The sequence below is a fragment of the uncultured Roseibium sp. genome (assembly GCF_947494555.1).
Classification (GTDB): domain Bacteria; phylum Pseudomonadota; class Alphaproteobacteria; order Rhizobiales; family Stappiaceae; genus Roseibium.
This window is the reverse complement of the sequence record NZ_CANLVF010000001.1, coordinates 1,156,662-1,168,482: the sequence shown is the minus strand read 5'-3', so window position 1 is coordinate 1,168,482 and position 11,821 is coordinate 1,156,662. Positions and strand designations below refer to the sequence as shown.

Annotated in this window: 10 protein-coding genes; 5 read left to right on the top strand and 5 right to left on the bottom strand. The window is 56.1% G+C overall.

The window, feature by feature from the left end:
- Positions 1-157: 157 nt before the first annotated feature.
- The 4 genes from Q0915_RS05270 to Q0915_RS05255 all read left to right on the top strand — a co-directional run bounded on the left by Q0915_RS05270 (position 158) and on the right by Q0915_RS05255 (position 5,097).
- Positions 158-1,651, top strand: coding sequence for a YcjX family protein (locus Q0915_RS05270; RefSeq protein WP_299474270.1), 1,494 nt, complete (start codon positions 158-160; stop codon positions 1,649-1,651).
- The gene (locus Q0915_RS05265) at positions 1,648-2,700 is read left to right on the top strand and encodes a TIGR01620 family protein (protein WP_299474267.1); all 1,053 of its coding nucleotides are present in this window, start codon (positions 1,648-1,650) and stop codon (positions 2,698-2,700) included. Before Q0915_RS05270 ends, Q0915_RS05265 begins: the two co-directional genes overlap by 4 nt.
- Before the next feature lie 85 nt (positions 2,701-2,785).
- Positions 2,786-3,961: a VWA domain-containing protein gene (locus tag Q0915_RS05260; RefSeq protein ID WP_299474716.1), complete on the top strand. Its 1,176-nt coding sequence runs from the start codon at positions 2,786-2,788 to the stop codon at positions 3,959-3,961.
- A complete protein-coding gene (locus tag Q0915_RS05255) occupies positions 3,958-5,097 on the top strand; it encodes a hypothetical protein (protein WP_299474264.1) in 1,140 nt (379 codons plus the stop codon). Before Q0915_RS05260 ends, Q0915_RS05255 begins: the two co-directional genes overlap by 4 nt.
- 12 nt (positions 5,098-5,109) lie before the next feature.
- Here Q0915_RS05255 and Q0915_RS05250 read toward each other — a convergent pair whose 3' ends face one another.
- From Q0915_RS05250 to Q0915_RS05240, 3 genes are all read right to left on the bottom strand, one after another.
- Positions 5,110-5,535 (bottom strand): universal stress protein, encoded by a 426-nt coding sequence (locus Q0915_RS05250; RefSeq protein ID WP_299474262.1) that lies wholly within the window; start codon positions 5,533-5,535, stop codon positions 5,110-5,112.
- 511 nt (positions 5,536-6,046) lie between these two features.
- Positions 6,047-8,206: a methyl-accepting chemotaxis protein gene (locus tag Q0915_RS05245; RefSeq protein ID WP_299474259.1), complete on the bottom strand. Its 2,160-nt coding sequence runs from the start codon at positions 8,204-8,206 to the stop codon at positions 6,047-6,049.
- A gap of 442 nt (positions 8,207-8,648) precedes the next feature.
- Complete coding sequence (locus tag Q0915_RS05240) at positions 8,649-9,440, bottom strand: helix-turn-helix transcriptional regulator (protein ID WP_299474256.1); 792 nt, start codon at positions 9,438-9,440, stop codon at positions 8,649-8,651.
- Between the two features lie 158 nt (positions 9,441-9,598).
- Here Q0915_RS05240 and Q0915_RS05235 point away from each other — a divergent pair, with 158 nt between their 5' ends.
- Positions 9,599-10,825, top strand: a complete 1,227-nt coding sequence (locus Q0915_RS05235) for an MFS transporter (RefSeq protein WP_299474253.1) — start codon at positions 9,599-9,601, stop codon at positions 10,823-10,825.
- Between the two features lie 57 nt (positions 10,826-10,882).
- Here the strand turns inward: Q0915_RS05235 and Q0915_RS05230 are convergent, their stop codons facing one another.
- On the bottom strand, positions 10,883-11,203 hold the full coding sequence (locus Q0915_RS05230) for a 2Fe-2S iron-sulfur cluster-binding protein (protein WP_299474250.1): 321 nt from the start codon (positions 11,201-11,203) through the stop codon (positions 10,883-10,885).
- A gap of 117 nt (positions 11,204-11,320) precedes the next feature.
- Positions 11,321-11,683 carry an Hpt domain-containing protein gene (locus tag Q0915_RS05225; RefSeq protein ID WP_299474247.1) on the bottom strand — a complete coding sequence of 121 codons (363 nt, stop codon included), beginning with the start codon at positions 11,681-11,683 and terminating at the stop codon, positions 11,321-11,323.
- Between the last annotated feature and the right edge of the window lie 138 nt (positions 11,684-11,821).

The window sequence follows — 11,821 nt, the reverse complement described above, 5'->3', positions numbered from 1 at the left end:
AGCAGCAGGTGAATATTCGCAATAAGATGACCTGATTGGAATGGGCACGTCCGATCAGGTCGTGCATTATCCATGTCTCCTGCGAATTGGCCTTCATTCGGTTCTTCCAATTGTACTCTGCGTGAAGCTCGCCTACATGAACGCCCTGGAGGCGCTCTTGAATTCATTGACTTCACTGACTGAGGAAACCCGGCTGACGCTGGCGAATCTCGCCGATGCGGCGACCGGACTGACAGTGCCAAGCCTACGGCTGGGTGTGACCGGACTTGCCCGCTCCGGCAAAACCGTCTTCCTGACGGCACTGGTGCACAATCTCGTGCATGGCGGTCGTCTACCGCTGTTCAGCGCGTCCGCCGGACGGCGCATGACGTCCGCCTGCCTTCAGCCCCAACCGGACGATGCGGTCCCCCGGTTTGATTACGAGGCACATGTCAGCGCCTTGGTCAGCCAGAGGATCTGGCCGGACTCGACCCGTCAGGTTTCCGAACTCAGGCTCACGATCGACTACGAAAGCGCATCGTTTTTTTACCGCAAGCTCGGGCCGGGCCGCCTGCATGTCGATCTGATAGACTATCCGGGTGAATGGCTCCTGGATCTTCCCCTGCTCGGCAAGGACTTCGCTGCCTTTTCGGCAGAAGCCCTGACCCGGGCCCGTGCGGAAAACCGCACTGAGATTGCGAAGCCGTTCCTGAGCACATTGAAGGACACAGATCCACAGGCGGAAGAAAACGAACTTGCGGCACAGACACTGTCGGGCCACTTCAAAACGTATCTTGCCGCCTGCCGTGACGATGCCCATGCCTTGTCCATGCTGCCGCCAGGCCGTTTTCTGATGCCGGGTGACCTTGACGGCTCGCCGGCACTGACTTTCGCACCGCTCGACATTCCGGCCGATGCGGCACCAGCACGCAAGGGCACGTTAAGGGCGATGATGGAGCGCCGCTACGAGGCCTACAAGACCCACGTTGTACGCCCGTTTTTCCGAAATCACTTTGCACGACTGGACCGGCAGATCGTGCTGGTCGACGTTCTGAACGCCCTCAATGCAGGACCGCATGCGATCGCGGATCTCGAGATCGCGCTGAGCGAGGTCCTGAGCGCCTTTCGGCCCGGCAGGCGCAGTTGGCTTTCGTCCATCCTGACGCGCAGGATCGACCGGATCCTGTTCGCCGCGACCAAGGCGGATCATCTGCACAGCGCGGATCACGATCGTCTGGAGGCGATCTTGAAACGGCTTGTCGCACGGGCAGAAGAGCGCGCGCGCTTCAAGGGTGCCGAGGTAGACGTTCTGGCCATGGCGGCCGTTCGTGCAACCCGAGAGGCGACTGTGAAACACAAGGGAGAAGAGCTCCCTGCAATCCTTGGAACACCGTTGCCAGGAGAGATACTCCACGGTGAACGCTATGACGGCAACACCGAAATCGCCATGTTTCCCGGTGACTTGCCGAAAGATCCTGAATCATTGTTTCGAGATTCTGAATCAAATTCTGAAGTAACCGGACCGAAGATCCGGCTCGGAAAATCAAACCTGCAATTCCTGCGCTTCCGGCCGCCCGAGCTCGACACCACAGCAGAAGGACTGACCCTGTCCCTCCCCCATATCCGCCTCGACAGAGCGCTCGAATTCCTGATTGGAGACCGTTTGGCATGACCGGAACCGATCCCCGTGAACACCGAAAACCGGCTGCCTTCCGGCTTGACGACCGCAAGGTTCACATGTCCGAGGACGAAGTCAGGATGCCTGTCGCGGACGAAGCCATCATTACCCGGGCAACGCTCGACGAAGACGAACCCAGACTGCCGCGCGATGCCAGCACACCGAAAACCGGTTTCCGCTTTGGCAAGTGGCTGATGATCGGACTGACAGGTCTTGTCTCGCTGTCGATCGGCCTGGCGGTCGACAGCCTGATCCGCGATCTGTTTGCGCGCACTGACTGGCTCGGCTGGCTTGGTATCGGACTGGCCGCCATCGCCGCACTTGGACTTCTGGGGCTTGTGATCAGGGAGATGACCGGTCTCATGCGCCTTGGCAAGATCGATCACCTCAGAGAGAAAATACAGGCAGCAGCAGACGAGGATGATGCCCGGCAGGCGACCACCGGCTTGAAAGCGCTGCTGGATCTTTATCGCGACAGACCGGAAACCGCTCAGGGACGAAAGGCCCTGGCGGGGCACATGCGGGAAGTCATCGATGGCCGCGACCTGGTGAAGCTCGCCGAGCGCGATCTTCTGGCGCCGCTTGACAGTGAAGCGCGCAAGATCGTCATGAACAGCGCCAAACGCGTCTCGGTTGTCACCGCAGTCAGCCCGCGCGCGCTCGTCGATCTTCTTATGGTTCTCTTTGAAAATTTAAGGACGATCCGGCGGCTGTCGACGCTTTATGGCGGACGGCCTGGTACGCTTGGCTTCCTCAGGCTTTCCAAGCACGTTCTTGCCCATCTCGCCGTCACCGGCGGCATGGCAGCAGGCGACAGTCTTGCCTCTGAACTCCTGGGACACGGTCTTGCCGCACGCCTGTCTGCCCGTTTGGGCGAAGGTGTGATCAACGGCTTGCTGACCGCCCGTATCGGCATTGCTGCAATTTCCGTTTGCCGCCCGTCTCCTTTCATCGACACGAGTGGCCCGAATGTGAAAGACTTCATGGGAGAGCTGATTGCGTCTTCCGAACGCGCCGAAAAGGGAGACAAGGAAGCAACGTAACAAAGGCCTGCCGGCACTCGGGCTGAAGGATTGCCGCGTCGAATCCGCGCTCGACACGTTCACGCCCTGTCGCTACTTTCACCCCATGTTCATTAGCTTTTTCACCGAGTTGAAATCCGCCGGCATTCCCGTCTCACTTCGGGAATACCTGACCCTGATGGACGCGCTGGAGAAAGATCTGGCGGAGCGAAGCGTTGAGGATTTCTACTATCTGGCACGCCTGTCTCTCGTGAAGGACGAAAGCAATCTCGACAAGTTCGACAGGGTATTCGGTCATGTCTTCAAGGGCCTGGACCTCATGAGCGAGGTTCCGGCGACGGACATACCGGACGAATGGCTGCGCAAACTTGCTGAAAAACACCTGAGCGAAGAGGAAAAGGCCGAGATCGAAGCGCTTGGCGGTTTCGAAAAGCTCATGGAGACCCTGCGCGAGCGGCTCAAGGAGCAGGAAAAGCGGCACCAGGGCGGCAATAAGTGGATCGGCACGGCCGGCACCTCACCCTTTGGCGCTTATGGCTACAATCCCGAGGGCGTGCGCATCGGCCAGAAGGAAAGCCGGCACCGGCGGGCAGTCAAGGTCTGGGACAAGCGGGATTTCAAGGATCTCGACGACACCCAGTTGCTGGGAACACGAAACATACAGGTCGCCCTCAAACGGCTGCGCAACTTTGCCCGCACGGGAGCTGCCGAAGAACTCGATCTTGACGACACGATCCGCTCGACCGCGCACAAGGGCCTTCTCGATATCAGGATGCGGCCGGAAAGGCACAATGCGGTCAAGGTGCTCTTGTTTTTCGATATCGGCGGGTCGATGGACGATCATATCCGCGTTTGCGAGGAACTGTTTTCGGCGGCCAGATCCGAATTCAAGGTGATGGAGCACTTCTACTTCCACAATTGCCTTTATGAATATGTCTGGAAAGAAAACCGCCGGCGCCATACCGAGCGCATCGACACGATGGATGTGCTGCACAAATACCCGTCCGACTACAAGATCATCTTTGTCGGCGATGCATCCATGAGCCCTTACGAAATTGCCTATGCAGGCGGGTCGGTGGAACACTGGAACGAAGAACCCGGAGCAGCCTGGATGCAGAGAGTGACCGGCCTTTACAGAAGCGCTGTCTGGCTGAACCCGGTGCGCGAAGAGCATTGGCACTACACGCATTCCATCAAGATGCTCAACGAACTTATGGAAGGCCGCATGTTCCCGATGACCGTGGAAGGCCTGAGCGAGGCCATGAAGGAACTGGCAAGATGACAGACGGCGCATCCGAACACCCTTCGCCGCACAATCCGGCAATCGACCCTGACAGCCACGCGACCACGTCGGGAATGACCGGTCATGGCTTCTACGACGCCAATTCAACGACCCAGTGGAATGCGATCGAAGCAGTGCTGCCGACACTCGACCTGGCAGCGAAGACTGTGCCGCTCGAGAATGCGCAGGTCATCACGCTTGCCGACTATGGCTGCTCGGAAGGGCGAAATTCCGTTGCGGTGACGGAAAGGGCACTAACTACGCTGCTTCCGCGCACTTCCTTGCCGATACAGACCGTCCATTCGGATCTGCCGACAAACGATTTTTCAACGCTTTTCCTGAACCTGCGCCCCCACGGTCAGTCTGTGTTTGGCAACGAGCGGGTCTTCTCCTCTGCCGTCGGCGGCTCCATGTACGATCAGCTCCGTCCCGACAGAAGTGTCCATCTCGCCATGACATTTAATGCCATCGGCTTCCTTTCAACCCGGCCGGTGGAGTCTTTACCGGGCTACATACAGCCCAACGGCCCCAGCAAAATCCGCAACAACGGTTACGTTTCCGGCGAAAGCGGACACGCTTTTGCGTTGCAGGCCAAACAGGACGTTGAAGCCTTTTTGAAGGTCAGGGCGAAGGAGCTCGTTCCGGGCGGCAAGCTTCTCGTGCTGGTTTTTGGTGCAACGGAGGACGTTTGTACCAGCGACGGCATTTACGACGTCCTCAACGACGCAGTGCTCAGCTTTGTCGAAACGGGCGAATTTCCGAAAGAGGCCTACGATCACTACTATCAGCCGGTCTACATGCGCCGCCTTTCGGAATTGACGGAACCCGTTGTCGCTCCGCAATTTGAAACCGCCGGTCTTTTCGATATCGAAGACACAAACGAATATGAAGTTGCCGTCCCCTTTGTCGAACAATTCAAGAAAGACGGCAACTTGAGTGCCTATGCCAGCGCCTACACGGATTTTTTCAGGGCGTTTACGGAGACCGTTCTCGCAAACGCGTTGCCGGCGATCCCGGACAAAGACAAGTTGCTCGACCGGATCTATGCACGTGCGGAAGAGCTCTTGCGGGCAAACCCCGACTTGTATCCCTTCCGCTACGCCGCCATTGAAATGCTGTTGACCAGAAAAGACTGATCAGCGTGTTTGTCAGCCGCGCAGGACCATCACGGAGCACGGAGCATGCCGCACGATATGGGCAGCATTCGAACCGATGAAATAGGTACTGAGTCCGGGTTTGTGTGATGTCATCAGCACAAGATCACACCCGGATGCTTCGGCTTCCTCGATCACTTCATGATAAACGCTGCCCATTTTCACCACCGAGTCGACCGCATCGTCCGGCAAATTGAGATCCGCCTTGATCTTGTCGAGCATGACGTTCGTCTGATCGATCGCACGCTTCTGCCAACCATCCGGCAATTGGCTGGCGACAAAGCTTTGAACTTCCGGGGAGACAGCCATCAGATGGACCTTGGCGCCGTAATCGCGTGCCATCTGTGAGGCTTTGGAAAGCGCTTCTTGCGCAAAACCGGGTTCTGCCGGATCGACGGGTACGAGGATTTTCCTGAACATGGCATTTCTCCAAAACTGTTTGGCCTAGGGTACGGACCCATAAATGAAGCTGATTTGGCGGCAGAAATGGCGAATTCTCGCGAGGAAACGTGCGAAGAGCGGGCTTTGTGCCCGGTCAAGCACGTTGACGCTGCGAGGTGAAGCCATTTTGCCGTCCTTCGGATTTGGCCGTTTTGGCCACCTGCAGCGTCGCGAAAGGCTTGAAAATGAACCACATTTCCTGCGCTTTCGCTCCTTTCATCTGGCCAAAACGATCCAAACCAAATCAACTTCATTTATGGGTCCATACCCTAGTCTTGGTCCCTGCAGAGTGGGCACGCCATGAGACAGATCAATCGAAGTTACTGACCCCGGGGAGCACGGAGGGCACCGACACGAGACGCGCGAAGATACGGCGATCGTACGGCAGCTACCGTGTGCAAACGAACAAGGCGCCGGCGAAATGCCGACGCCTCGTTAAACGGCGCATTGGTGCGCCGTTTATTGAAAAAGTGCAGTCAAGATTTGACCGTCAAGCTGCCTCCACCGCCTGCAGGAAAGTGTCGACTTCTTCGCTGATCTCGTTGGACCTCTCCGCAAGGTTTTCCGATGAGCTGAGAACACTGTCCGCAGAACTCTTCGTTTCCGCCACGGCGGAACTGACCTGCTCCATGCCGCTACTAACAGCTTTGTTGCCTTCAGCCGCTTGCTGCACGTTCCGGGCAATGTCCTGCGTTGCAGCGGATTGCTCTTCGATTGCTGTCGCGATCGACGTCATGAAGCTGTCGATCTCGGATACGGACGTCGCGATACCGCCAATGTCGACAACCGCTTCTTCCGTGGAGCCCTGAATGGTCGTGATCTGCTGAGAAATCTGTTCCGTAGCTTTCCCGGTCTGTTCGGCAAGCGACTTGACCTCAGAGGCAACCACCGCAAAACCTTTGCCGGCCTCGCCTGCCCGCGCAGCTTCGATCGTCGCGTTGAGCGCAAGAAGATTGGTCTGCTCCGCAATATCGGAGATCATACCGATAACCTGGCCAATCTGCTGCGCGGCTTCCGCCAGAGATTTCACCTTAACATTGACGCTGTCCGCGTCCTTGCTTGCGCTGTTCGCCAGGCTGAGTCCGCGGGCGACCTGTCCACTGATCTCCTGCACGGACGCAGTCAGTTCTTCCGTGGTACCGGCAACGGTTTCGACATTGGCCGTGGCTTCGCTTGAAGACGCGGAGGCGTCCTGTGTCGTGGTCTCCGTCGTTTCCGCGATCTGGTTGAGCGTCAATGCGGCACTCTTCATATCGCCACTGTCATGCGTGATCATAGCAAGCAGTGAACTCATTTTCTCGCGGAACTGCTTGATCAGCTGATCGACCCGCGCCTGGCGGTCGCTTTGCACCTGATTGGCTTCTGAAGCTTCTTGCTCAAGCCGCACACGCTCCACACCGCTCTGGCGGAAGACTTCAACGGTATCGGCGATACGCCCGACCTCATCAGGGCGTCCCTGCGAGGGAACCGAGAGGTCCAGTTCCCCTTGAGCGAGCTTCGACATGATTTCCGTCAGGTCTTTCAGGGGACGGATCGCCGTGCGCATGACAATTACCGTGAGAATACCGGCCGTTGCCAGCGAAATAACGCCAAGTCCCAGCAGGATCATGGTCGCTGTATTGACCAGCACCGCCGCCTTTTCGTCGGCTCCGTCAGCCAAAGCATCGGCAACGTCGATGATCTGGTTGATCTGAGTAACGAGTTCGTCACCGAACTGGTCAACCTCCTCGGCCTTAAGATCGGCAATGCCTTCGTTCGTCAGCATCTTGAAGTGAATGTCGAACACCCCGTCCTTTGCCGTGGCCATGGCAACCCAGTCGGCGAAGTCACCTGTCAGGTCCGCGATATCGGCACGATCGGCATCGGTCTCGGAATATTCTGCAAGCGCGGCAAGCCACTGATCCGCCTCGCTTGCGACGGCAGCGAAAGCAGCGCGCTGTTCGTCGATCTTGTCAGGGTCTTCCTCTGCCATCACTTCGCCGACGGAGGCTTCGATCGCGTTGACGAGAGAGCGCAGTTTCAAAGCAGCTTCGACCATCGGATATTCGCGCTCAAACAGATCTCCCAGGATCTTGTTCAAGCCCTCAGCCGTCGCCTCGCCGGAAGCCACAAGCGTATCGCCCTGCTCTTCAGCGGCGGCCATTTCCTGCTCGTTGCTTTCTGACAGCTTCAGAAGCCGGTCTGCAATTCGGTCGCCGAGTTCGTCCATTTCGGCCTGCTGGGACTCCGCGAGAGTTTCGAATTTCAATTCGTCGACATGTGACACATACATTGCGTCGGCGGCTGCGAAGAGAGCGAGCTTTTCGTCTATCAGCGAATCGATCGTATTTTGCAGGTCTTCGTCGACGATGATCCCGTCCAGTTCTTCGACCGCAAGTTCAAAGTTGCCAACGGCCTGCTGATATTCTTTGTGCAGCTCGGCAACATCCTCCGGCTCTTCGTCCGCCAGGATTTCCAGGATCAGTTTTTGCATTTCCGTCGCATAGTAGACAACGTCATCGGCCGTTTCGATCGTAGGCGTCACAACATCCGAGATTTCGTTGATCTGCCCCTCGATCTTCTTGACTTGCCACAACCCGACACCACCAGAAACAATTGCCAGGACCGCCATCAAGACAACACCGGACAGGATCTTGTTTTGAATCGTCATTTAGTTTTCTCTCATCAGGACCACACAGTGATGCCGATGCTTAAATGTACTTATTAAAAAAAACTAAGTACAAAAACACGCCAAATATTCTCTGAAAACCTTGAACAACCATAGCGAGATTTGCATTCAAGAGACTGAAAAACCCAAAATCAAAATCAACAGAAACTTTTCTTACTCAAGGTAAATTCGCGACAATGCGTAAATACACGTAGATTGCAATTTTTCGAATTAATATTCGCAGAATTTTAGATTTAAAACGTCTGACCAGATTTAAGTTTTAGAGCGGCGCAAGCTTTACCTTACGTTCACTTAGATTTTTCACACGCGCCTTGTTTCAAATAAATCACAGTAAAAGACATCCGGCCTCTCAAAATTAAAAAGGGTGAAAGCACGGAAAATCAGGTGGATTTCTAGGGACCAGACGGTTTCATTTTGTTCACGATCATGAATTCGAATCACCATCCGAGAAATAGCGGCCAGGGGTCAAGCCGAACGCTTTCTTGAATGTCGCAACAAAGGCGCTCGGGCCTTCATAGCCGAGTTTGTGCGAGACATCCGATACAGACCGGCCCGACGCCAGAAGCTCCAGTGCCCTGAAAAGCTTTACCTGACGGCACCAGGTTCTGAAGCTGAGTCCTGTTTCAGCTTTCATGCGCCTTTCGAATGACCGGACTGATAGAGTACTGCGGCGCGCGGCTTCATCAAGCGAGGGGATATTGGCTGGACAGCGAATGATTGCTTCGCACAAGGTTCTCAGCCGCGTGTCCTGCGGCATGGGCAATTGCAGCGGCGCGGCAGGCAGCATCTTGAGCTGGTCCAGGATGACGGCTGCAATGCGAGCCGCAGGTCCCTCCTCCGTCTGAGACCGCGGATAAGACATGAATTCCAGGATAAGCGCACGAAGAAGTGTCGTTACCTGGATCACCTGTGGCGTCTGCGGCAAGTCGTGAGTGTGGTCCATCTGCACATAGACATATCTGAGGTCGGTGTCAGTCAGATAACGCGTCTGGTGTGCAACACGCGGTGGCAGCCAGACGGCGCGCTCCGGCGGCGCGAAGAATGTCCCGTGCTCGGTGTCGATCGCCAGAGAGCCTTTCACAACATGAAAAAGCTGCGCCGCATCATGCGCATGCCAGTCATTGAGTGCCCCTCGTGGCTGTGACTTCGCGTAGCCGATAAGCGGCGCTGCAATCTCGGTTGTCGGAAACTCGGCCAGTTCGGGGTGGATATTCATGAGACTTTGCTCTGGTTCGCTTCATTATCCGGGGTCGCATGTCAGATTTTGGCGACTGGGAGACATATCATGACAAAACAGCGCTAACACGCAAGCTGCAATCGCGTCTAGAAGCAAACAACAGCGCTGCCAGGATGTGTTTCAAGAATGGCTACGGAATGACCTACTTCACGCAAAACGCTCTCCCGAATGAAGTGACAGGCTGGCGGTCGCCAGCGGTTCTTCTCATGATCATGGCTGGCGCCATGCAGCTGTCTTTTGCTGCCTGGTGGAACCTGTTGAACAATTTCGCGGTTCAGGAACTCGATTTTACCGGGCGCGAGATCGGCATTCAGCAATCGATCCGCGAGATCCCAGGCTTCCTAAGCTTTCTCGCAGTCTATCTGTTGCTGGCCATGCGCGAACAAACGCTCGCCTATGCATCTCTTCTCTTGTTGGGGATTGGCGTTGCCATTACCGGTTACTTTCCAACCACAATCGGATTTTACGTCACCACTTTGATCATGTCGATCGGGTTTCACTACTACGAAACCATGGCTCAGTCGCTGTCGCTTCAATGGCTTCCCAAAGCAACAGCTGCCGCCACGATGGGAAAGATCATTTCAGTCGGTTCTTTCGCTGCCCTGATCGCTTATGGGCTCGTTTACTTTGCATGGGAGGCCTTTCATCTCTCCTTCACGGTGGTCTTTGCGATTGCGGGCGGCCTGACGCTCGTTGTCCTTGCGTTCCTTATGATGGCCTACCCTCACTTCAGAGAGGGCGTGCCGCAGCACAAGAAGCTGATCTTGCGAAGAAGATACTGGCTCTACTACGCGCTAACATTCATGGGCGGTGCCCGGCGCCAGATCTTCATGGTGTTCGCCGGTTTCCTCATGGTCGAGCGCTTCGGATATGACGTTCATGAAATCGCAGGCCTTTTCCTGATCAACGGCGTATTAAGCATGATCCTTGCGCCGAAAATCGGCCAGCTGATCGTGCGCTTTGGGGAACGAAAGGCGCTGATCGTTGAATATATTGGTCTGATCGGTGTCTTTGTTGCCTATGCCTTCGTCTCAAGCCCCTGGGTTGCTGCCGGCCTCTACGTGATCGACCACGCGTTTTTCGCCGTTGCGATCGCCATGAAAACCTATTTCCAGAAAATCGCGGATCCGCGCGACATTGCGCCAACAGCAGGCGTTGCCTTCACGATCAACCATATCGCGGCGGTGTTCATTCCTGTCCTGTTCGGTTTTGTCTGGCTTGTGTCTCCTGCCGCCGTCTTCCTGGCCGGCGCGGCAATGGCAGCGGTCAGCCTCGTGCTGGCCTCGCTGATCCCAAGCGATCCGGAAGACGGGCGCGAGGTCGATTTCTGGTTCCGCAAACGGGTTACTCAGCCTGCGGAGTAAAGTATTAAAAAACCCGCCGGAACCGGCGGGTTTTGGATTTCAAAACGAAGTGGCAGCTTAAGCCTGGCGCTCTGGCACATGAACGACCAGTCCATCGAGTTCCGGCGTTACCTTGATCTGGCATGACAGACGCGAAGTCGGTTTCACGTCATAAGCGAAATCGAGCATGTCTTCTTCCATCGGCTCTGCCGTGCCGGTCTTGTCCTTCCAGGCATCGTCAACATAGACATGGCACGTGGCACAGGCGCAGGCGCCGCCGCACTCTGCTTCGATGCCCTGAACCATGTTCTTAATGGCGTTTTCCATCACCGTCGTGCCCTCAGCGGCATCGACCTCGGTCTGGTTTCCATCGAAGCTTACATATGTGATTTTCGGCATAAGTCGCGTCCAAGCCTAGAATTGCGGGTTTCAGCTGATCCGACATAAAGCTTCCACCGCAAAGGTCAAGGACTGCGACGTATTCGAGGGAAATTCCGGCTCGAATGTGACAATAAGTCAGCCGGTCAGCAGATCTCTTATATATGTGTTCGCTTCGTCAACGGCAGCCTCAAGACCTTCGGTCGCCGCGTCGGAAGTCTGCTTCATGCGCCCTTCCAGATTTTCACAGACTTCAGCAACACGCCCTGCCCCGATGGCACGGGCCGATCCTTTGAGCGTATGAACGAGGTCAAGCCTGACCCCACTGTCTGTTTCGTTCGAAAGCCGCTCGAGTGTCGAACAGGATTGCGATTTGAAAAGATGCAGGACCTGGACTTCGAGATCCCGGTTTCCGAGGGTGTTTGTTGCCAGCTGCACAAGATCGATCGGTGCATCCGGACCGTCGCGGCCGCTGACGCGGGCCATGGATGAAGGGGCCATGACGGCACTCCATACTGATTACAATTCACCGGCCGGCACCTCGCCGTCGGCTTCTACTGTCAAAAACTGTGAGCTGAAGACCCAAACGCCCGGTTAAACCGGCCTCCAAATCGGGCGATTCAGGCCAATGTCCCCAAA

Bases quoted from the DNA above. Each gene is read 5' to 3' on its own strand.
- Q0915_RS05265 (WP_299474267.1), top strand. From the start codon at position 1,648: ATGACCGGAACCGATCCCCGTGAACACCGAAAACCGGCTGCCTTCCGG.
- Q0915_RS05260 (WP_299474716.1), top strand. From the start codon at position 2,786: ATGTTCATTAGCTTTTTCACCGAGTTGAAATCCGCCGGCATTCCCGTC.
- Q0915_RS05255 (WP_299474264.1), top strand. From the start codon at position 3,958: ATGACAGACGGCGCATCCGAACACCCTTCGCCGCACAATCCGGCAATC.
- Q0915_RS05250 (WP_299474262.1), bottom strand. From the start codon at position 5,535: ATGTTCAGGAAAATCCTCGTACCCGTCGATCCGGCAGAACCCGGTTTT.
- Q0915_RS05245 (WP_299474259.1), bottom strand. From the start codon at position 8,206: ATGACGATTCAAAACAAGATCCTGTCCGGTGTTGTCTTGATGGCGGTC.
- Q0915_RS05240 (WP_299474256.1), bottom strand. From the start codon at position 9,440: ATGAATATCCACCCCGAACTGGCCGAGTTTCCGACAACCGAGATTGCA.
- Q0915_RS05235 (WP_299474253.1), top strand. From the start codon at position 9,599: ATGACCTACTTCACGCAAAACGCTCTCCCGAATGAAGTGACAGGCTGG.
- Q0915_RS05230 (WP_299474250.1), bottom strand. From the start codon at position 11,203: ATGCCGAAAATCACATATGTAAGCTTCGATGGAAACCAGACCGAGGTC.
- Q0915_RS05225 (WP_299474247.1), bottom strand. From the start codon at position 11,683: ATGGCCCCTTCATCCATGGCCCGCGTCAGCGGCCGCGACGGTCCGGAT.